20 protein-coding genes are annotated in these 20,142 nt (G+C 39.1%); 13 read left to right on the top strand and 7 right to left on the bottom strand.

Annotation, left to right across the window (positions count from 1 at the left end; translation table 11 throughout):
• Positions 1 to 36: 36 nt before the first annotated feature.
• Positions 37 to 804, bottom strand: coding sequence for an exodeoxyribonuclease III (locus ACIQXP_RS20435; RefSeq protein WP_387507337.1), 768 nt, complete (start codon positions 802 to 804; stop codon positions 37 to 39).
• A 209-nt stretch (positions 805 to 1,013) separates the two neighbouring features.
• Positions 1,014 to 1,712, bottom strand: a complete 699-nt coding sequence (locus tag ACIQXP_RS20430; protein WP_387507334.1) for a peptidylprolyl isomerase — start codon at positions 1,710 to 1,712, stop codon at positions 1,014 to 1,016.
• A gap of 94 nt (positions 1,713 to 1,806) precedes the next feature.
• Here ACIQXP_RS20430 and ACIQXP_RS20425 point away from each other — a divergent pair, with 94 nt between their 5' ends.
• The 8 genes from ACIQXP_RS20425 to ACIQXP_RS20390 all read left to right on the top strand — a co-directional run bounded on the left by ACIQXP_RS20425 (position 1,807) and on the right by ACIQXP_RS20390 (position 7,573).
• Complete coding sequence (locus ACIQXP_RS20425; protein ID WP_145858059.1) at positions 1,807 to 2,208, top strand: HYC_CC_PP family protein; 402 nt, start codon at positions 1,807 to 1,809, stop codon at positions 2,206 to 2,208.
• 120 nt (positions 2,209 to 2,328) lie between these two features.
• Entirely contained in the window at positions 2,329 to 2,865 is a 537-nt protein-coding gene (locus ACIQXP_RS20420; protein ID WP_387507331.1) for a heavy-metal-associated domain-containing protein, read from the top strand.
• A gap of 1 nt (position 2,866) precedes the next feature.
• The gene (locus ACIQXP_RS20415) at positions 2,867 to 3,679 is read left to right on the top strand and encodes a hypothetical protein (RefSeq protein ID WP_387507329.1); all 813 of its coding nucleotides are present in this window, start codon (positions 2,867 to 2,869) and stop codon (positions 3,677 to 3,679) included.
• 87 nt (positions 3,680 to 3,766) lie between these two features.
• The gene (locus ACIQXP_RS20410) at positions 3,767 to 4,270 is read left to right on the top strand and encodes a DUF3347 domain-containing protein (protein ID WP_387507326.1); all 504 of its coding nucleotides are present in this window, start codon (positions 3,767 to 3,769) and stop codon (positions 4,268 to 4,270) included.
• On the top strand, positions 4,270 to 4,830 hold the full coding sequence (locus ACIQXP_RS20405) for a helix-turn-helix domain-containing protein (RefSeq protein ID WP_387507323.1): 561 nt from the start codon (positions 4,270 to 4,272) through the stop codon (positions 4,828 to 4,830). Before ACIQXP_RS20410 ends, ACIQXP_RS20405 begins: the two co-directional genes overlap by 1 nt.
• Positions 4,831 to 5,062: 232 nt before the next feature.
• Entirely contained in the window at positions 5,063 to 5,635 is a 573-nt protein-coding gene (locus tag ACIQXP_RS20400) for a YceI family protein (protein WP_293744955.1), read from the top strand.
• 94 nt (positions 5,636 to 5,729) lie between these two features.
• Entirely contained in the window at positions 5,730 to 6,554 is an 825-nt protein-coding gene (ygiD, locus tag ACIQXP_RS20395; protein WP_293744956.1) for a 4,5-DOPA-extradiol-dioxygenase, read from the top strand.
• A gap of 299 nt (positions 6,555 to 6,853) precedes the next feature.
• Complete coding sequence (locus ACIQXP_RS20390; protein WP_293744957.1) at positions 6,854 to 7,573, top strand: heavy-metal-associated domain-containing protein; 720 nt, start codon at positions 6,854 to 6,856, stop codon at positions 7,571 to 7,573.
• Between the two features lies 1 nt (position 7,574).
• On the opposite strand, the gene ACIQXP_RS20385 is transcribed toward ACIQXP_RS20390, so the two are convergent.
• The 3 genes from ACIQXP_RS20385 to ACIQXP_RS20375 form a co-directional block, all read right to left on the bottom strand.
• Positions 7,575 to 8,051, bottom strand: coding sequence for a DUF6265 family protein (locus ACIQXP_RS20385; protein ID WP_293744958.1), 477 nt, complete (start codon positions 8,049 to 8,051; stop codon positions 7,575 to 7,577).
• Positions 8,048 to 8,572 (bottom strand): YfiT family bacillithiol transferase, encoded by a 525-nt coding sequence (locus ACIQXP_RS20380; RefSeq protein ID WP_293744959.1) that lies wholly within the window; start codon positions 8,570 to 8,572, stop codon positions 8,048 to 8,050. The genes ACIQXP_RS20385 and ACIQXP_RS20380 overlap by 4 nt, the downstream gene beginning before the upstream one ends.
• Before the next feature lie 132 nt (positions 8,573 to 8,704).
• A complete protein-coding gene (locus ACIQXP_RS20375) occupies positions 8,705 to 10,102 on the bottom strand; it encodes an aldehyde dehydrogenase family protein (RefSeq protein ID WP_293744960.1) in 1,398 nt (465 codons plus the stop codon).
• A gap of 132 nt (positions 10,103 to 10,234) precedes the next feature.
• On the opposite strand from ACIQXP_RS20375, the gene ACIQXP_RS20370 reads away from it, so the two are divergent.
• The 5 genes from ACIQXP_RS20370 (at position 10,235) to ACIQXP_RS20350 (ending at position 15,498) form a co-directional block, all read left to right on the top strand.
• The gene (locus ACIQXP_RS20370) at positions 10,235 to 11,410 is read left to right on the top strand and encodes a hypothetical protein (RefSeq protein WP_293744961.1); all 1,176 of its coding nucleotides are present in this window, start codon (positions 10,235 to 10,237) and stop codon (positions 11,408 to 11,410) included.
• A 155-nt stretch (positions 11,411 to 11,565) separates the two neighbouring features.
• Positions 11,566 to 13,950, top strand: a complete 2,385-nt coding sequence (locus ACIQXP_RS20365) for a S9 family peptidase (protein WP_293744962.1) — start codon at positions 11,566 to 11,568, stop codon at positions 13,948 to 13,950.
• Positions 13,951 to 14,294: 344 nt separating this feature from the next.
• Positions 14,295 to 14,927 (top strand): peroxiredoxin, encoded by a 633-nt coding sequence (locus tag ACIQXP_RS20360; protein WP_090983385.1) that lies wholly within the window; start codon positions 14,295 to 14,297, stop codon positions 14,925 to 14,927.
• A gap of 14 nt (positions 14,928 to 14,941) precedes the next feature.
• Complete coding sequence (locus ACIQXP_RS20355) at positions 14,942 to 15,250, top strand: thioredoxin family protein (RefSeq protein ID WP_293744963.1); 309 nt, start codon at positions 14,942 to 14,944, stop codon at positions 15,248 to 15,250.
• Entirely contained in the window at positions 15,250 to 15,498 is a 249-nt protein-coding gene (locus tag ACIQXP_RS20350) for a DUF6952 family protein (RefSeq protein WP_010599336.1), read from the top strand. Before ACIQXP_RS20355 ends, ACIQXP_RS20350 begins: the two co-directional genes overlap by 1 nt.
• Positions 15,499 to 15,743: 245 nt before the next feature.
• Here ACIQXP_RS20350 and ACIQXP_RS20345 read toward each other — a convergent pair whose 3' ends face one another.
• Positions 15,744 to 18,329 carry a phosphoenolpyruvate carboxylase gene (locus ACIQXP_RS20345; RefSeq protein WP_387507316.1) on the bottom strand — a complete coding sequence of 862 codons (2,586 nt, stop codon included), beginning with the start codon at positions 18,327 to 18,329 and terminating at the stop codon, positions 15,744 to 15,746.
• Positions 18,330 to 18,591: 262 nt separating this feature from the next.
• The gene (locus ACIQXP_RS20340; RefSeq protein WP_387507313.1) at positions 18,592 to 20,139 is read right to left on the bottom strand and encodes a DHA2 family efflux MFS transporter permease subunit; all 1,548 of its coding nucleotides are present in this window, start codon (positions 20,137 to 20,139) and stop codon (positions 18,592 to 18,594) included.
• Positions 20,140 to 20,142 lie beyond the last annotated feature (3 nt).

The following is a 20,142-nucleotide window of genomic DNA, read 5'->3' as shown; positions in this document are numbered from 1 at the left end:
AACCGGTTTAAGCAATTAACCGATTAACCCAAAAACCTATTCGATCTCTAAAAGAACCGGACAATGATCAGAATGTATGGCATCAGGTAAAATCCTAACATTTTTCAGGCGGCTTTCCATGGGCCTTGTTGCAAGATGATAATCGATCCGCCAGCCCAGGTTCTTCCCTCTTGATCCTGCACGGTAACTCCACCAGGTATAATGATGTGGGTCTTTATTAAAATGGCGAAAGGTATCAATGAAACCGTTATCTAAGAATAACTGCATCCATTCCCTTTCTTCTGGCAAAAAACCAGACGAATTGGCATTGGATTTTGGGTTATGGATATCAATAGCGGTATGGCAGATATTATAATCGCCGCTCACAATTAAATTTGGAATCTCTTTACGTAATTCTCCAACGTAGGCATCAAAAAACTGCATAAATTCATATTTCTTTACCTGACGATCATCTCCACTAGATCCCGAGGGCATATAAAGGCTCATTAAAGAAAAATCATCAAAATCAGCTCTTAAAATGCGTCCTTCTTTATCAATCCACTCTTCACCGCAGCCAAATTCTACATGATTAGGTTTGATTTTAGCTAAAATGGCTACGCCACTATATCCTTTTTTCTCTGCAGGGAACCAATAATGGTGGTAACCCAACTGCTCAATCAGCGCAATAATTTCGGGGATTTGCGAAGGTAACGCCTTTACTTCCTGTAAACAGACCATGTCGGCATTGGTAGCTTGTAACCAACCAAAAAAGTTTTTGGTACTTGCAGCCCTAATCCCATTAACGTTATAAGAGATAATCTTCATTCAGTAAATTTCAATTGTTGTGGGCGGTAAATTTAGAAATTTATCAAGTAAATGCTTAGTAATTCAATCAATGATATTAATAGGCCCGTCTCGACTGAAACGCAGTGAAATGGAGAGATCTGTACCGATAAATCTCTCGACTACGTTGCACTCCGCTCGGTATGACGCCAACCAGGGAAATTATTGATCGAAATAACGATTATCTTTGATTAATCTATCAGCAACTGTTTCTCCAACTTTTTTACTTCTCTCTTTTTCAAAACGGTTACTTCCATTTTCACGTCTTGCTTTGGCCGGTCGTTTTTATTCGTTGGCAAAGCGGCAATTTTATCCACCATATCCAAACCCATCACAATTTCACCGTAAACAGTATAATTACGGTCTAAATGTGGCGTACCGCCGATCGTTTTATATATTTCCCGCTGCCATTGAGGGATTTTGAACTTCAGCCGTTTTTCTTCTAAATTATCCAATTGCTGGTCGGTAAAAACCTTACCCTGCACCAGGTAAAACTGACTACCACTCGATGCCTTGGCCGGATTAACGTCATCACCCTCCCTGGCCGCGCCCAAAACGCCTTTTTTGTGGAATAAGCTATCATTAAACTCTGCCGGGATGGTATATTTTGGCCCACCTTCGCCCAAAAGCGAATCTGGCTTTGCATTTTTAGAGTCCGGATCGCCACCCTGAATCATGAAATTATTAATTACCCTGTGAAACAACACCCCGTTATAATATCCGGATTTGACTAGTTTTAGAAAATTATCACGATGCAAAGGGGTTTGATTATATAGTTTAATAATGCATTCTCCAAATTCTGTTTTAATCCTAACATATTGATTTTTTGGCTTTGCAGCAAAAGCTGAAAGTATAGAAAAGGTACATAGGAATAATAATATTTTCTTCATTTGAATGGTGTTTAAGGCTAAAGTAAGCTAAAAAATGAAATTGAGTAAATAATTATTGGCTTTATTCGATTTTTTTTCCCTTACCTTTGTATTGATGAAGTTAAAACAAAAAATAGCACTTTCTTTGGCTGTATTCTATGCAGTTAGTGTTATGGGTTTGGCTTTAAGTCTCCATTTCTGTGGAGGCAAACTTGAAAATGTTAAACTTTTCAGCAATGAGGTTTCCTGTAAGTTCTGTAAGGATATCCCTGCAGAAAAGAAAGATGATGATTGCTGCAAAAACACCCGGGTAACAGTTAAGGTTAAAGATAGTCACCAGGCAGAGGCACAAGTAAAAATGCCTAAGCTGTTTTCTATCCAGCTTTTTCTTCACCCGCCAGTTTTAGCATTTTTAACAGATATTACCCCGAAATTTTTCAGTAAAATTTCAAATAAAGCGCCACCACTTTCCTCGCGGATTGCGCTGCATATTTTCAATTGTATTTTTAGGAATTAGGATTCTATTATTCCCGTTATGCTGATCCGATGGCTTATCGGATTCGTTTAGCATCTATTTGCTATGTAAGCGCTGATAATGCGACTTAACAATAGCTTCATTTATTCTAATTTAAAAATCATGAAAGCAGTAAAAATATTCAGCATCATTATGCTATTCTTTGCCGTTAATGTTTCGGCACAAAAAATATCCTCAGCAGATTTACAGGTAACCGGTTTAACCTGTTCTATGTGTTCAAATGCCACACAAAAGTCATTAGAAACCTTAAACTTTATCAGCAGTATAAAACCTGATTTAAATAAAAACATCTTTGTGCTTACCTTTAAGAAAGACGCAAACGTCAACCTTGATCTGGTACGCAAAAAAGTTCAGGATGCTGGTTTTTCAGTTGGTGGCTTAACAGCAAGCTTCAATTTCAACGATGTAAAGGTTGATGATAAAGGCCAGGCCGTTATTGATGGAAATGTATACCGTTTTGTAAACGCAAAAAGCAAAACACTTAACGGGACTGTAAAAGCCAGTATTGTAGATAAAGATTTTGTTTCAGGCAGCGCATTTAAAAAGCAAGCCACAAACGCTAACTCTGATGCTTATGCCAGCGGAACTGGTGTGGTTAATGGAAAAAAAACACGCATCTATCATTTAATTCTTTCTTAAGATGAGGCGAATATTCGTATTGGCGCTGATGGTGATTGGCGCCTATACAAATGGTTTTACACAGGAGTTATATGTATTTACCGAGCCGGCCAGTAACATGCCAACCAAATCGATCGGCGTGAGACTTACCAACGAGGGCATGTTTAATAATCCGGGTTTTGTAAGCAGGACCATTCCTGAGGTAATGATTGGTTTTAATAAAAACCTGATGATGCATATGCAGGGTTTTATGTCGGATATGGATGGTAAATACCGCTTAGAAGGCGGTAGTTTATATGCCAAATACCGGTTTTTATCTCTGGATGAGGCACAAAGCCATTTTAGAGCAGCGGCTTTTGGTCGGGTGAGTACCAGCAAACGTCCAACATATACAAGAGACATTAACCTGGAGGGCGACAATAGCGGCCTACAGGGCGGATTGGTTTTTACCCAGCTGCTGCACAAACTGGCATTATCATCAACACTGGGTTATGCACATGCTTTCGAAAATAGCGAAAGGCAAATTACCGGAACGCCGCAGCCAAAGAATATGTTGTCCTATAGTTTATCCTCAGGTTATTTGGTGCTACCTGTTGTTTACAAAGATTATAAGCAGCCTAACTTTAATGTCTATCTAGAGCTATTGGGTAAAACTGATCCAGGCAGCGGCCAGTCTTATCTAGACATTGCTCCCGCTATACAAGTAATTTTAAACAGTACTACCCGTATCGATTTTGGTTACCGTTTCCAGGCAGCTGGAAATTTGGATAACCGATACACCAAAAATATGTACCTGCTTCGTGCAGAATTTAATTTCTTTAACGTTTTAAAATAAAAAAAGATGAAATCATCATGGTTTCTAAATTTAAACTAAACATCAAACCATGATTGCTTCATCACCATTAAAAACAATATAAAAAAGATGAAAAAAATATTAGGATTGGTTGCCATCATGACGATCGCGACAACAGCATTCACTTACGCGCAAAGCAAAACAGACGTAGCATTAAACCAGGTATTAACGGCTTACTACGAGGTAAAAAATGCATTGGCCGCAGATAAAAAAGATGTTGCCATAGAAAAAGCAAAAGTTTTATCAGCAAAGGTAAATGCAGTTAATCATAAAGACCTGCCGGCAGAGCAGCATAAAACATTTATGGAACAGGCTGCAGTTATCAAAAGTAAATCTGCTCAACTTGCTGGCTCAAACGACATCAAAACCCAAAGAAAGGCTTTTGAAGGAATTTCTTATGCCATGATCAAAACATTGAAAAGCTTGAAATTTAACAGCCAAACCGTGTATGTTCAACACTGCCCAATGGCAAAAGCCAGCTGGTTAAATGAAAAAGAAAACATCGAAAACCCATATTACGGAAGCATGATGTTTGATTGTGGTGATGTTTCTGAGACCATAAAATCGAAATAATGCAGCTGCATATCAAAAATATGGTATGCAACCGTTGTAAAATGGTGGTTAAGGCCGAGCTGGAAAAGCTTGGCTTTAAACCCCTATCTGTTAAGCTTGGCGAGGTTACCCTTTCCGAAAACATAACAGCTGACGATAAAATTAAAATTGCGGAGCAACTAAGCCATTTTGGTTTCGGGCTGCTAGAAGATAAAAAGACCCAAATTGCAGAACAGATTAAAACTGCCATTATTAACCTGGCTCATTACACCGCAGAACCACTGAAAATCAATCTTTCCGCTTACCTCAGCGAGCAGTTGAAACAGGAATACACGGGCCTAAGCAGCATTTTTTCTGAGATCGAAAACCAAACGATTGAAAAATATTTCATTGCTCAAAAAATAGAGAAAGCAAAAGAAATGCTTACCTATGGCGAGCTTACTTTGAGCGAAATTGCCGCACAGCTTAACTATAGTAGCGTGGCGCACCTATCAGCACAGTTTAAAAAAGTTACCGGAATTACACCTTCGGTTTATAAATCCGGGTCAACAGATAGCCGGAAAATGCTGGATGAGGTTTGAGGATGTAAAATGGAAAAGGTAAGATGGAGAATGGGCTTAAGGTTTAGGGATAAATAGATTGTTTTTACTGCCTAATCATCTGTCAACCATGAACTAAAAAACCATCAAGTACTTATCTGCATTAGCCAATTCAATAGTTAACCGATTAAGTCCGCTAAACAATTTCTTACCATAAGTCAATACTGTTGGCTTAGTTATCAGCTACATTTGCGTCTAAATAAAATCACTAAATATGAAAAAATTATTCTTATTTCTGATCGCTACCTCAATCAGCGTGGCATCATTTGCGCAAACAAGTTGGAAAATCGATCCGATGCACTCATTTGTTAACTTTTCAGTTAAACATATGGGTATTTCTTTTGTTGATGGCTCATTTAAAAAATTCGATGGAACGGTTACGGCTTCTAAACCAGATTTAACCGACGCCAAAATCAGTTTTACGGTTGACGTAAATAGCATTACTACCGGTGTAGAAATGAGAGATGGCCACTTAAAAACGGATGATTTTTTTAATGCTGAGAAATTTCCAACGATGAAATTCGAAAGCACTTCTTTCAAAAAATTAAGCGGCAACAATTATGAGTTAAGTGGTAAATTAACGATTCGCGATGTAACCAAAGATGTAAAATTTGCGGTTGTTTATGGTGGTACAGCTAAAGATCAACAAGGCAATACCAAAGCTGGATTTGGCGCTACTACAACCATTAACCGTTTAGATTATAATATTAAATATGACCCAACTGGTGCAGGTGTTGCAAAAGATGTTGCAATCAAATTAAACCTGGAGTTTGTTCAGGGAAAATAATTGATAAATCGTCATTCCGGGCTTGTCCCGGAATCTTCGGTTTTAAATAGATCCTGAAACAAGTTCAGGATGACGGTTACTTAAATAAAATAACATGTCTGCACTATCCCAATTCAGAAATTTTACTCAGCTCTTGCCCCAAACGGATTTAATGCCAACGCTTTTTATTGGCCATGGCTCACCAATGAACGGCATCGAAAATAATGAGTTTAGTAAGAGTTGGGCAGATCTGGCCAGGAATATCCCTGTTCCAAAAGCAGTTTTGGTAGTATCGGCACACTGGTACACGCATGGCACTTTTGTAACTGCAATGGATTTCCCTGGTACCATTCACGATTTTGGCGGTTTCCCGCAGAAACTGTTCGACGTTCAATATCCCGCTCCGGGAGATCCGCTACTGGCGGCGGAAATCCCAAAATTAATTCATTCCACACCTGTTGGTCTTGACCACGATTGGGGTTTGGATCACGGTACCTGGACAGTTGTAAGGCACATGTACCCTAATGCTGATATCCCAGTTCTGCAATTAAGCATTGATTATACCAAATCGCCAGCCCATCACTACGAAATTGCCAAAGAAATTTATGCCCTCCGCAAAAAAGGCATACTGGTTATCGGCAGCGGTAACATGGTCCATAACCTGCGCATGCTCAGTTGGGAAATGATTAACGGCGGCGGTTACGATTGGGCAATAGAAATGAACGATAAGTTTAAAAATCTAATTGCGAACGGCGATCATCAACCTTTAATCAATTACCATAACCTAGGCACAGATGCGATGTTGTCCATTCCTACCCCAGAACACTATCTGCCACTTATTTACACCCTTGGCTTGAAAAACGAGAAAGAAGATGTTTTTTTCTTTAACGATAAAGCATTGGGAGGTTCTTTAACCATGACTTCGGTTTTGGTGGGGTAATTTTAGGGTTTAGGGTTTAGGGTTTAGGGTGAAACTGATCACTAAAAAACTTTTTTAGCTGTTGTAATCAAGTTTAGCCTTAAATGTCTTAACTTCTTGATGGTTAAAATAAATTATGATAATCTATTCTCAGAATTCATTTCATTATAAGGACTAAAGATACCTTTAAAGATTTCTCGACGACGCTTGAAGAACGGTCGCGGCGAGCATAACAGTTACTAAAATTTTATAAAACTTTATGATTATTCTGTAACGCTTTTGGCCTTAAGAAGCGGTAAATTTGCATAAAGAATTTCATCATGACACATACCTATCAACTCACAGGAATGACCTGTAGCAGTTGCGAAAATAAAGTTAAAAGTAATCTGCTTGTTTTACCAGAAATAACTGCTGTAGAAGTTTCAAAAGATAACCATTCTGCTACCATTAGCATGGATAAGCATATCGGCTTAGATACGCTCCAACAGGCTTTAGGTGGTATCGACAGTAAATACCAGATCTCGCCAGTTTCACATAACGAAATGGTTGAGGAAGCCAGATCATGGGCTGAAACCTACAAGCCCATTTTATTAATTTTTGGATATGTTACCGCGATTTCATTAGCGGTTTCGTGGCAGGACGATGCGATCAATTTCATGTTGTTTATGCGCATTTTTATGGCAGGTTTCTTCCTGACCTTTTCTTTCTTTAAAATGCTGAACTTAAAAGCCTTTGCAGAAAGTTATGCCATGTACGATATCTTGGCTAAAAAATTTAGCGCATGGGGATATATTTATGCTTTTATTGAACTCGGATTAGGGCTTTCTTTTGCTTTAAACCTTTCACCCGTTGCGGTTAATTGGGTTACGCTGATCGTCATGACGGTAAGCATTCTTGGGGTTCTGGAAAGCGTTTTAAATAAAAAGAAAATTCAATGTGCTTGTTTAGGGGCAGTGTTTAACTTACCCATGAGTACCGTAACTATTGTTGAAGACGCGATTATGATTGCCATGAGCGCAGCCATGTTGATTTTGATGTAAGCTATTGCCGCCTATACCTAAACTCTGATTTTCGGCTTTTGCCATTCAACTCGCCTTCAATCCAGGCGAGCATTTCATTTCTGCCTAAGTTTTGGTAAACTATTCTTTGCGGAAAATCATGAGCCGCATTTTCGAAAATATAAATCTGATCCTTTGTGGAAATCAGCTTAAAACATACTTCTTTACCTTCGTTCTGGTTAACAACGGTTGAACAATAGAAAACGTCTTTTCCTACTTTTCTGATCTGCAATGTCTCAGTAAGTACGCTATCTCCGCTTGCCTTGATACGGTAGCTCTTGCCTTTCAGTATTTTACCGGCACCCTGCTCCCATTGTTCCACAACTTTACCTTTGGACGTTTGCATTTCCCATGAGCCCAATACAAATGAAAAGGTTTTTGATGGATTTTTTTGTGCTTTAACATTGCTATAAAAACCGGCAAGAATTAAAATCAGGGCGTATAAATAGATTCTTTTCATTTGCTTATGGTATTGGTGAGGTGTGCAAGGTGATGTTTTCCGTGCCAAGCGTACATGCCCAGCATATTGGCCAAAGTAAGTTCTTTATTTTGAGCCGGATGAATATATTTCCTTTGGTAATCTTCAGTTTTCAATGTTTTTAAAAAAGCAACCCAACGCTGGTGTAAACCCGTTAACAGCTCAATAGACACTTTAATATCACCACTTCTGGCCTCCTCGGTTTCTGCCCAGCGTTCCTCAAAATACGGCCTGATTACCGGCACATCCTCCGTAATGGCCTGTTTAAACCGGATATAGGCATTAATATGGCTATCCGGAACATGATGAACAACCTGCCTCAATGTCCAGCCTCCGGGACGATAGGTCTGATCCAGTTCTTCATCAGTTAGATTCTCTGCAGCCTTTTTAATTTGGCCTGGTAATGCCTCTATATCAGAAATCCAGGCATCAATCTGTTTTTGATCAAAGACATCAGGCATAACAAACTGACCGATAGGGTATTTAAGCTGTTCTAAATCCATAGAACCAAAATAAGGAGAATTTTCGAGCTTTTAACCGCAAAGATCACAGAGAGGAAGGTAAAAAGGACACGAAATTGGGAGCATATTAAGCAATAAATCCACATCCATCTTCTCAGATCCGGGATATAAAATCTACATCAATTTCTTCAGCCATTTCAACAAACCCATTTTTTTGCCATAAGGAGGATAAACCATCTTGGTTACATCCAATTTTGATTGAAAAACAACCGCCCTTTCATGCGAAAAGGTTTTAAAACCGAAAATACCATGGCAACTTCCCATCCCACTGCTGTTCACACCTCCAAAAGGCAAATTCGGATTGCTGATATGCACCAACACATCATTTACGCAGGTTCCGCCGGCACTGGTCTCCTTAATAATCTTATCCTGATTTTGTTTTTTATCCGAAAAGATATAAAGCGCCAGTGGTTTGTTTTTGCTATTGACTAAATCAATAGCCTCCTGCAAACTTTTAAACGTGATCACAGGCAAAACAGGTCCGAATATCTCTTCCTGCATAATGGTACTTTTTTCGTTAACCGAAGTTAACAGTGTGGGCAGCATAGTCTGGCTCTTTTCGTCTATTTCGCCACCAAAAGCCAATCGTGCTCCATCAGCAATTGCCTGTTCTTTTAAATTATTCAACCGGCTTAAATGCTTGCCATTGATGACTTTGGCATAATCTTTTTTATTGATTCTTCCGTCTTCAAAAAACAATTTCTGAACGGCATTTTTATAATGTTCTACAAAGTCATTTAGCCTGTTTTCTTCAATCACCACATAATCCGGGGCAATACACGTCTGTCCGGCATTGACCAGTTTGCCCCAGGCAATTTTTTCTGCAGCCTTTTTAATATCAGCGGTTCCCTCTACAATAGCTGGCGATTTCCCCCTAAGTTCCAAAGTAACCGAAGTGAGGTTTTTCGCGGCAGCTTCCATCACTACTTTGCCAATGGACGTACTTCCGGTAAAAAAGATGTGGTCAAACGGGAGTGTCAACAGCGCGGCAGAAACATCAGCATTGCCTTCAAAACAGGCGATTTCTCTTGGTTCAAACGTTGCTGCAATTAATTTACTGATTACACCTGCCGTTGCTTCGCTTAATTCAGACGGTTTCAGTATGGCACAATTTCCCGCTGCTATTGCCGAAACCAAGGGACTTATGATTAACTGCAAAGGGTAATTCCATGGGGCAATAATCAAACAAACACCCTTGGGTTCGTAATATATTTTATTGCCGGCAAACAGGTTACTCATGGTTCTGCCAGCCGATTTAGGCCTCATCCAAGCCTTTATTTGTTTGATGGCATGATCTATTTCTGCATAGGTAAAATAAAGTTCAGTTACTGCGGTTTCAAAACGGTTTTTACGCAGGTCCTTTTCCAACGCGTTAAATATGGCCTCTTCAGCGTTTACTAAGGCTTGTTTTAATAATTTTAACTTGCAGATCCGGGTTCTTGCGTCTGTTTTACGTAAACTGAATTTATGCTTTTGCTGTAAATCAAAAGCTGATTTGATCTCTTGTTCCATAATTCTAACAGTTGCTGTTTTTGACCTCAAATCGGTTTACAGAAACCTCCATTTAAATTTAGTTAAAATGCTTCCATTTCATTAAAATTTCATTCATTTAAAGCATATTGCAGCAAATTTTAAAAATAAAAGATGAAAAGACTGTTTTTTGTTTTCGCATTCATAATTCCCCTGGTTATCCATGCCCAAACCTTAAAAACAGATGTGCTGGTGATCGGCAGCGGTGATGCTGCTTATACTGCATCTTTTCAATCCTTTAAGTCGGGGGTAAAAACCATACTGCTTACCCAAAAAGAACAGCTGGATATAGATAAAATAACCTCTACCCACAAAGCTTTTTATCAGGACTTTTTAAATCGCGAAACCGAAAATGCAAACAGCTTAAACATTGCCAAACCAAAACCAGATAGAAAAAAGCCGTTAAAAGTAACGGTTGATAGCACCCTGCTATTGAATGTGATCAATAATACCCCTTATACCGAAATTAAACGTTCAGGAAATGGCTGGGAGATAAAACTGGCCAAAGATAAAACTATTAAAGCCAGGATCCTGGTATTGGCAGACAATCCTGACAAGTTGATGGCCGCATTGAAAATTGCTTCGTTAAATCCGGCTTCTTCAAGTACTTTAAATTATACCGAAAATATTTACCGCACGACGGTAACAAGCGTCGCCTCAGCAGGAGCAAGCTTCCTATCATTGTATAGTTTATTGATCCCAGATCAGGAAAATTTGCTTTATATTGATAAAGATCAGTTTGAAATTGGACGAGCAGCTGGGGCAACTGCTGCTTATGCCGCATTTTTTAACACCAAAACCAGCCTTTCAAACTTAAAAAGCATACAGGGTGAATTATTGGCATACAAACATGCATTAATGCCCTTTGAAGATATAAAACCAAAAGACTTTAATTGGTTGGCCATTCAAAAAGTTGGTGTAACAGGCATCATTAAAGCCGATATAAAACAGAAAAAAGCCTATTTTAATCCTGAAGAAGAGGTGACGTATGATGAGATTAAGCAACCGGTCAAAGATTATTATTATAAAGCCCAGATCTGGTTCGACGATCATCAACATATCCCCATCAATTTAGAAAATACCATTTCACTGGTTTGTTATGTGGGCAATAAATCAGTTGAAGCTACCAAAGCGGAATTACAAAAAAGGTGGAATAAAAATTATAAGTTTAGTTCTGAATACGACCTAAAAAAGGTGTTAACCAGACGGGAATTTGCAGTAATCATAAACGAATACTTAAAGCCTTTCGATGTTGTGAATATAGATAAAACCGGTAGGGTAATCCGTTAATTGATCATCAACAGATTAAGGATATAATTTCAGATCTCATCTGTGCTTATCTTTTTTATCTTTGGTTAACTGATAAGGCTGAGGCGTTGTAACATTTCCATTTCCTTCTAAAATTAGTTTGTGCTTTACCTAAATTGCATCCAAACCTAAAATTCATGAAGAAATATTTACTTTTCCTTTTGCTTTGCACTGGAGAATATACTTTTGCGCAACAACTGGCGCCCTTAACTGTCGAAAAAATTATGCGCGACCCCAAATGGATGGGTGTTTCGCCAACTAATTTTCGCTGGACTGCAGATAGCAAAACCCTTTATTTTAACTGGAACCCTGAAAATAAAGCCAAAGAAGAATTATTTAAGGTGTCAGCAACAGCTGCCAAACCTGTTAAAGCAGCCGATAAAGAAGATGAAAAATTATTGAGTTTAAATTACGCTTATAACACCGATCGTTCCCTTGGTTTGGTCGAAAAAAGCGGGGACATTTATTTACAAAACTTTAAAACGAATAAGGAAACCCGATTAACCAGCACGCAGGAAAGGGAAAGCAGTCCGGTTTTTTTAACCAACGGCAACATCGTTTATCAACTGGGTGATAATCTATTCATGCTAGATTTAAAATCAGCAGAGACTAAACAGCTCACTAATTTTGTTAAAGGCAAAAAAGCCGGAAGAGCAGAAAGCAAAGCAACTACCGAACAGGATAAGTGGCTAAAAGCACAACAGACAGAGCTTTTTGATATTATAAAAAAACGAAATGCCGAAACCAAAAATGGTTCCCGTGGAGGAAGAGGCCGCTTTGGAGGTACTGCTTCAGATACAAAACCGTTAAAGGAACTTTATACCGAAGATAAGTTTTTAAATGGTGTGGTGATTAGTCCGGATGGACATTTTATCACTTATAAATTAACCACACCTGCACAAAACAACCACAATACCATTGTTCCAAATTATATCACTTCCTCAGGCTATACTGAAGATATTCCGGGAAGAACTAAGGTTGGAGAAAACGAAAATATCTCGCAGGGGTTTATTTATGATACACAGCGTGATACGGTATATGCCATACAAACTTCGAGCATTCCGGGGATAAAAGATTTACCTGAATACCTGAAAGATTATCCGAAAGAACTTGATACCTTAAAAAAGAAAAATGCTGATCGTCCTGTAAATTTCTTTGGTCCGTTTTGGAACGATAACGGAACTACGGCGATGGTAGTGGCCACTTCAACCGACAACAAAGACCGCTGGATTTTAAAACTGGATGCCCTAACCGGGGTTTTTTCCTTAATAGACCGTCAACGTGACGAAGCCTGGATTGGCGGACCAGGCATTAGTGGCTTTTACCAGGGCAATACCGGATGGATAGATAACAACCGTTTTTACTATCAGAGCGAAGCAACGGGATATTCGCACCTTTACGTAGCCAATGTAAACACCGGAGATAAAAAACAGCTTACTTCTGGCAAATGGGAAGTACAATCGGTACAGTTATCAAAAGATAGAAATACGTTTTATATTAAAGCGAATAAAGAGCACCCTGGTATTACCAATTTCTTTAAAATCGGCGTAAATGGTGGTGAACTTATACAGATTACCACGATGAAGGGCTTAAACGACATTACCCTTTCTCCTGATGAAAAGTACCTCGCCATTAATTATTCTTTTATCGATAAACCCGGAGAATTATACCTTCAGTCCAATAAAGCTGGTGCTAAAGCTGTTAAAATTACCCAGTCTACTTCTGCTGAATTTAATTCCTACAAGTGGCGCCAGCCAGATATGGTTTCCTTTAAAAACCGTTATGGCGCTGATGTATATGCAAGGGTCTATAAATCAGAAAATCCACATCCTAACCATCCTGCTGTGGTTTTTGTTCACGGTGCCGGTTATTTACAAAATGTACACTTTGGCTGGAGTACCTACTTCCGTGAGTTTATGTTCAATAATTTACTGGCCGATAATGGTTACACCGTAATCGATATCGATTATACCGGAAGTTCGGGCTATGGTCGCGATCACCGTACCGGTATTTACCGCCATATGGGTGGAAAAGATTTAACCGATCAGGCAGACGGAGTTAAATTTTTGGTCGAAAAATACGGTGTTAATCCAAAGCATGTAGGCTTATATGGGGGATCTTACGGCGGTTTTATCACGTTGATGGCCATGTTTAACGAACCAGATGTTTTTGCCAGCGGTGCGGCTTTGCGCTCAGTTACCGATTGGGCACACTATAATCATGGCTATACATCGAATATTTTAAACGAACCATTTAACGACCCAATTGCCTACAAAAGAAGTTCTCCGATTTATTTCGCCGATAAATTAAAAGGCAATTTATTAATGGCGCATGGTATGGTTGATGTAAATGTACACTTTCAGGACATTATACGCCTAACGCAACGTTTTATCGAATTGGGTAAAAATAACTGGGAACTTGCGGTTTATCCGGTAGAAGACCATGGTTTTGTTGAGCCAAGCAGCTGGACAGATGAATATAAAAGGATATTTAAATTGTACGAGAATACATTGAAAAAGTAGATTTTCATTTTTTTGGTCGTCATCGCGAGGAAGAACGACGAAGCAATCTTACTATAGCTACCAGCGTGCGCTTTAGGATTGCTTCGTGCCTCTCAATGACGAGTTTTTTATTGGAGCTCATTAATGGTAAGCATAAAAGCATCCTTAAGAGATTTCCCAACTTCCTGGCACTCCGCCCGAAATGAAGTAACCTTTGAAATAGAACCCTGCTATACTTCAAAAAAACATTATAGCTTTCGTCTATATCCTTATCAATAAATACAATTAACTATTAGCCTAACGTTGTTGATAGGCAACTGTTTTAGCCTTACCTTTGTGCCAACAAAAATTAAAGACAAAAAATTATGGCAATAGTAGGTAAAAAATTCCCAAGTGTTAGTATTGATGCAATGTCAGACATGGGTGATGACTTGAAAATCAACGTATTTGAAGAAGCTGTAAACAAAAATAGCAAAGTGTTATTATTCTGGTATCCAAAAGATTTTACTTTCGTTTGCCCTACAGAATTACATGCATTCCAAGCTGCTTTACCTGAGTTTGAAAAAAGAAATACAATCGTTATTGGTGCATCTTGCGATACCAACGAAGTTCACTTCGCCTGGTTAAATACACCAAAAGACAATGGTGGTATTGAAGGTGTTACTTATCCAATCTTAGCAGATACCCACAGACAACTATCAGGCATTTTAGATATTTTAGATCAGGAAGTTAACTACGACGAAGAAGGAAATGAATCTTTCTCTGGTTCTAACGTAACTTTCAGAGCGACTTACTTAATCGATGAAACCGGTAAAGTTTTCCACGAAAGTGTTAATGATATGCCACTAGGTAGAAACGTTAAAGAATATTTACGTTTAATTGATGCTTATGCTCACGTTCAGAAACACGGAGAAGTTTGTCCTGCAAACTGGGAAGAAGGAAAAGAAGCGATGAGCGCAAACAGAACTGGTGTAGCTGAATATTTAGCCGCTAACTAATTAAACAAAACGTTATGTTTTTAGAATTAACAGAAGATAATCTTCAGCAATACCTGGCCGATCACTCAAAGGTAATGGTTCAGTATGCTGCATCGTGGTGCGGAAACTGTAGAATCATGAAACCTAAGTTTAAAAAACTGGCTTCGGAGAATGAAGATGTAGCTTTCCTGATTGTTGATGCCGAAAAACTTCCAAACTCACGCAAATTTGCAAACGTTGATAATTTACCAACTTTCGCAGCTTTTGAAGGCGGAGCTTTGGTAGACCAGGTACAAACCAACAAAGCAGAAGGCTTAATTGAACTATTTAACAAGATAAAGTAATGAAGATTCCGGTTATAAGACAATTATTTCAAAACACCACTCCCGCTCAGCTGGAGACCACTTTGGAGGTTTTGGAGGCTTTCTGCGAATTTAGAGGCGTTAGCGAGCATGAAGTTGATGTGGCGGGTGAAATGATTACCAATATCTGCGGTGCATTAGAAGTACACCAGATGGTAAGTGAAGGTGCTGCCGAAAAAGATGCACTAAATGCTTTTGGCCAAAAAGTGATGGGTTCGATTGACAGATAATCGTCTTAGGCTTTAAGCTGGCTTTTTTGAATAATAGAAATCCCTCATAGATGTAAATTTATGAGGGATTTTGTTTTATTACATTCGTCATTGTAATGAGGCTTTTTCAATTCACCTACCCAGATTTCGGGGGAAGCAATTTTTTCCTGCTATTAAGATCCTAAACTGAATTCAGGGTGACGACCGAATTTGCTTCCAAAAAAAGACCTGTGAGGACACAGACCTTGGAAATAGGTTTGGCTTAACTAAGCCAAATTCCTACCTGCATTCACGATACCAAATACTGTTCTTACCGCAAGCTTTTCTAAAGCATGCTGGTCTTTCTCGTTCTGATCGTGCTGCAGTTTCTCTAAAGCAAAATGCTGGATTAGTACTAATGGCAAAATAATTTTTTCGCGTGTAGCTATCGATTTTTTATCCACCGGATAATTTGCCATTAAAGTTGGCTGTCCGGATAGTTTTAAGAGCATCTCTTTAGTTAATTTGAACTCCTCGTGTAATTGAGTCCAAAAAGCACCAAACTCTTTATCATTGGCTAAATGAGCCGTAATCACAAAGTCTGATTTACTCATACTCATCATACAGTTATCCACTATGGTTTTGAGGTAATCAGAATCCGCATAAACCTTTGCTACTTTATCCCAGTTTCCGGCATTTTCCTGATTCTTCAAAGCTGTTCCCATTCCATAGAAGCCAGGTACGTTCTGTTTTAGCATGCTCCAGGCGGTAACAAAACTAATGGCCCTTAAATCTTCAAGTTTCATCTCGCCGCCCCCGTTTCTTTTAACCGGCCGACTGCTGATATTTGCCTGAGATAATAGTTTTAAAGGAGATAATTTCTCTAAATAACTTACAAATAATGGGTGTTCGCGAAGATCAACAAAAGCTTTATAACTATCCTCGGCCATTTCATCAAGCAGGGCTTTATTGTCAGGATCAATAAGGATATTGTGTTTCTCTTTCAATCCCGACGTCAGTCCGGCATTGATTAATTGCTCAATATTGAATTCAGCACTTTCAACCGAGCCGTACTGAGAACTGATGGTTTGACCCTGCACGGTCAGCTGCATATTCTTGTTCGCAATTTCCTTCCCCATTGAAGCATAAAAACGGTGTGTTTTACCTCCACCACGTGCAGGTGGGCCACCACGACCATCAAAAAAGGACAGCTGAATGTTATGCTTTGCCGCAACAGCTGATAAGGATGTTTTACCATTAAAAATAGACCAGTTAGCCATTAAATAACCACCATCTTTGGTACTATCAGAATAACCTAACATAATGTGCTGTTTATTACCGCGTTTAGCCAGATGTGCTTTATAAAACGGATTGCTATACAGCGTTTCCATAATGGCCGCAGCACCCTTTAAATCGTTTACCGTTTCAAAAAGTGGCACGAAATCAATAGTTAACGAATCTTTGCTCCAACCGTTCCAAAGGAAAAGTTCGATCAACTGAAGGATATCGCTCGCCTGCTGACAATTGCTGATAATAAAACGGTGACAAGCCTTTTCTCCATTACGCTTTTGGATACCTTTAATTTCTTTAATTACATCAATTGTATCATTTGTTAAAGCATCAGCCTCACTGGCGTAAACAACGGTTGCTTCTTTAAATGAAATTAGGGCTAATTTTTCCGCTTCTGAAAGCTGATCATAATTGGCAGGATACAATGACGAAATTGGTTTATTTTCACGACAATAAGCATGCACCTTCCTGAGTATACGGCTATCCTGACGGATATCCAACGATGCAAAATAATTGCCGTATAAGTCTATTTTGCGGATCAGATTATTAACCAGATCAACAAACAGACCTCCATGTTCTGCCAATAAGGTTTCTTTGATTTTATTCAGGTTATCCCTTAATTCATTAGAAATATCATGAAGCTCACAGGTTTGATCGAAAGCGTTCTGATAAAGCACATCATGCAGTTTGGCAATATTTTCTTCAACACCTCTAAAAGTGATGCGACGTTTAATTACTCTGAAATCGCGGTAATAACAGCGGAACAGGATTTGACGCAACATTTTAGAAACTTCTAAGGTCGTATCAGCGTGGATATTTGGATTTCCATCGCGATCTCCCCCAGGCCAGAAACCCAGTTCTAAAATTTTCTTGGTTTCCAGATTATATTCGTCGAGGTTCTGGTCTATTTCCTGCTGGATATTGGCCGCAGCGAAATAAAAAGTATTTTCCAAGAACCAGGCCAGATTTAGGGCCTCATCGACCGGCGTAGGCGATTTTTTATTGAAAAACGGCGTTTTACCCAGCTGCTGCAGCAACGAGTTCATCAGGGTAAGATCATTATCCCTGATGGCTTTGGTTAAATCGGTAATAATAGCTAAAACACTACCAGGGTAAAACTGGGTCGGATGTGCGGTTAACACCAGGCGGAGCGAAAGTTCATCAATCAATTCTTCAATTTTTGATAACATTGGTCTGTTATCGGCATTCTTATTTAGAATAAACGATAATGTACTCTGCTCGTCAGTCGTATTTAATTTCGTAAACGAGGCATCTTCTACGGCATCAAAAAGCACCACCTGTCTTTCGATATATTGAATAAACCGAAAAAGAAGGTCAATAATATCTTTACGATCGGTATAGCTGGTATACTTAGCGAAAAATTCTTCAATAATTTGTGCAGGTTTTGCCCCGTTGGCAATGCCTTCTTCACAGCTTTTAAAAAACAAAGGAAGTAACGTCCCGGTATCCTTAATTTTGTAAAAAGGCAAGGTTAGAAATAAACTGTTGAACAGTTCAAATTTTGAGATCACCTCATTATTGAAAATAGATTCCCGTTGTGTAGTTAAACGAAGTTTCGGCATAGTTTACGCAATAGTTTTGTGTACCGTAATACTACAAAAAATGCATAAGGTATTAAAATTCTAAGGCTTACAATTTGGAAAATTGTAGAATAAATTTTATTTTTAAAATCTTATTTGGCCACTATGTGGTTAAGTAAGAACATTTGCAATGTTTAAGGGCATTGCATTGATTGTTAATTTTTTGGGTTAAAACAGCCGATGTAATAAAATACACCGGCTGTTTTTGTTTTTTGCCATTATTTTTGGCTTTTTGTTGCAAACTTTAGTGCACATCCGCAGGAATGTTTGCATTTTTCTTAAACTTTTGAAGATATAGTAAAGGTATGGAGAATAACATAATCAACCCTGCAATCCAATAGGCATCATCATAAGTAAGTAACATAGTTTGCCTGGTTACGATTCCTTCCATCGCCTTTGCTGCCATAATTTTCGCATCGAATAAAGTCTGGCCTTTAGCCATAAAACCTTTAATCAAACCATTAAAACGATCAACGAATGGTTGGTTATACTCATTAAGATTGGTTAGCAGGTTACTTCTGTGGAAACCCGAACGGATATGGATCAGGGTAGTTAAAGCTGCTATACCAAACGAACCACCCAACTGGCGCATCATGTTGTTTAAACCCGAACCCTGACCAATTTCCGGTCCTTTCAAATCCTGAATAGCCAGTGTGGTTAGCGGAACAAACAATAAGGCCATACCTATCCCTCTAATTACCAATGGTAAAAAGAAATCACCGGTACCTGACTGAAGTGTTGATTTACTCAGCATCCAACAAAAAACAAAGAACGCCAGCATACCAAAGGTAGCCATGAACTGTGCAGGAATACCTTTTTTAAGCATAATACCAATAAAAGGCATCATGATAATGGTACACAAACCACCCGGGAATAATAATTCTCCAGTTTGCAGTGCTGAAAAGCCCAGTAAATTTTGACAGAATACCGGAAAGATAAACACAGAGCCATATAAGCCAAAGCCTAGAATAAAAGAGGTAAACATACCCACAGCAAAACTTCTGTGGCGCATAATCTTAAAGTTCACAATTGGGTGGTCGGTACTCATTTCCCTCCAGATGAAAAGCAATAAGCCAAATACCGATGTTGCAGCCAAAGCTGTAATGTAAGGCGTAGCAAACCAATCTTCGCTCTCTCCTTTTTCAAGCAATGTTTGTAAACTACCTACTGCTATAGCCAGTAAGGCAATACCCCACCAATCGACAGGTTGACCCTGCCCTTCTTTCGGGGTAGCCCGTACAAAGGAATAGGTACAGTATGCCGCGAGTATTCCGACGGGAATATTCACATAAAAAATCCACGGCCATGAACTGACATCCAAAATATATCCTCCAATGGTTGGTCCAACAGTTGGTCCAACTACCGCTCCCAAACCAAACAAAGCCGTTGCGATACCCACATCTTCACGCGGCCAGGTCTCAATAAGAATAGCTTGTGCTGTTGATATTAAACCACCACCGGCCAATCCCTGAATAACCCTGAATAAAATAAGCTCGTTCAATGAGGTGGCATTTCCGCATAAAAAGGAAACGAGTGTAAAAACGATAATGGAGGTAAGAAAATAATTTTTCCTGCCGAACCGGTTACCCAGCCAGCCCGACATTGGCAATACAATAACGTTTGCTACCGCATAGCCGGTGGAAAGCCAGGCCACATCCTCAAGGGTGGCGCCCAGGTTTCCCTGTATCTGTGGAATTGCCACATTCACGATAGTCGTATCAATCAACTCCAGCAATGAAGCTGTGATTACCGTAAATGTAATAATCCACTTTTTTAAACCTACTTCGGCCATTTT

It is taken from the genome of Pedobacter suwonensis, assembly GCF_044762335.1.
Classification (GTDB): Bacteria; Bacteroidota; Bacteroidia; order Sphingobacteriales; family Sphingobacteriaceae; genus Pedobacter.
This window is presented reverse-complemented; position numbering and strand designations above follow the sequence as displayed.

What these genes read in the sequence shown, in the direction of transcription:
- ACIQXP_RS20415 (WP_387507329.1), top strand. Translation starts at nt 2,867, where the DNA reads ATGAGGCGAATATTCGTATTGGCGCTGATGGTGATTGGCGCCTATACA.
- ACIQXP_RS20365 (WP_293744962.1), top strand. Translation starts at nt 11,566, where the DNA reads ATGAAGAAATATTTACTTTTCCTTTTGCTTTGCACTGGAGAATATACT.
- ACIQXP_RS20425 (WP_145858059.1), top strand. Translation starts at nt 1,807, where the DNA reads ATGAAGTTAAAACAAAAAATAGCACTTTCTTTGGCTGTATTCTATGCA.
- ACIQXP_RS20400 (WP_293744955.1), top strand. Translation starts at nt 5,063, where the DNA reads ATGAAAAAATTATTCTTATTTCTGATCGCTACCTCAATCAGCGTGGCA.
- ACIQXP_RS20435 (WP_387507337.1), bottom strand. Translation starts at nt 804, where the DNA reads ATGAAGATTATCTCTTATAACGTTAATGGGATTAGGGCTGCAAGTACC.
- ACIQXP_RS20385 (WP_293744958.1), bottom strand. Translation starts at nt 8,051, where the DNA reads ATGAAAAGAATCTATTTATACGCCCTGATTTTAATTCTTGCCGGTTTT.
- ACIQXP_RS20390 (WP_293744957.1), top strand. Translation starts at nt 6,854, where the DNA reads ATGACACATACCTATCAACTCACAGGAATGACCTGTAGCAGTTGCGAA.
- ACIQXP_RS20360 (WP_090983385.1), top strand. Translation starts at nt 14,295, where the DNA reads ATGGCAATAGTAGGTAAAAAATTCCCAAGTGTTAGTATTGATGCAATG.
- ACIQXP_RS20350 (WP_010599336.1), top strand. Translation starts at nt 15,250, where the DNA reads ATGAAGATTCCGGTTATAAGACAATTATTTCAAAACACCACTCCCGCT.
- ACIQXP_RS20430 (WP_387507334.1), bottom strand. Translation starts at nt 1,712, where the DNA reads ATGAAGAAAATATTATTATTCCTATGTACCTTTTCTATACTTTCAGCT.
- ACIQXP_RS20410 (WP_387507326.1), top strand. Translation starts at nt 3,767, where the DNA reads ATGAAAAAAATATTAGGATTGGTTGCCATCATGACGATCGCGACAACA.
- ACIQXP_RS20405 (WP_387507323.1), top strand. Translation starts at nt 4,270, where the DNA reads ATGCAGCTGCATATCAAAAATATGGTATGCAACCGTTGTAAAATGGTG.
- ACIQXP_RS20420 (WP_387507331.1), top strand. Translation starts at nt 2,329, where the DNA reads ATGAAAGCAGTAAAAATATTCAGCATCATTATGCTATTCTTTGCCGTT.
- ACIQXP_RS20345 (WP_387507316.1), bottom strand. Translation starts at nt 18,329, where the DNA reads ATGCCGAAACTTCGTTTAACTACACAACGGGAATCTATTTTCAATAAT.
- ACIQXP_RS20375 (WP_293744960.1), bottom strand. Translation starts at nt 10,102, where the DNA reads ATGGAACAAGAGATCAAATCAGCTTTTGATTTACAGCAAAAGCATAAA.
- ACIQXP_RS20370 (WP_293744961.1), top strand. Translation starts at nt 10,235, where the DNA reads ATGAAAAGACTGTTTTTTGTTTTCGCATTCATAATTCCCCTGGTTATC.
- ACIQXP_RS20355 (WP_293744963.1), top strand. Translation starts at nt 14,942, where the DNA reads ATGTTTTTAGAATTAACAGAAGATAATCTTCAGCAATACCTGGCCGAT.
- ygiD (WP_293744956.1), top strand. Translation starts at nt 5,730, where the DNA reads ATGTCTGCACTATCCCAATTCAGAAATTTTACTCAGCTCTTGCCCCAA.
- ACIQXP_RS20380 (WP_293744959.1), bottom strand. Translation starts at nt 8,572, where the DNA reads ATGGATTTAGAACAGCTTAAATACCCTATCGGTCAGTTTGTTATGCCT.
- ACIQXP_RS20340 (WP_387507313.1), bottom strand. Translation starts at nt 20,139, where the DNA reads ATGGCCGAAGTAGGTTTAAAAAAGTGGATTATTACATTTACGGTAATC.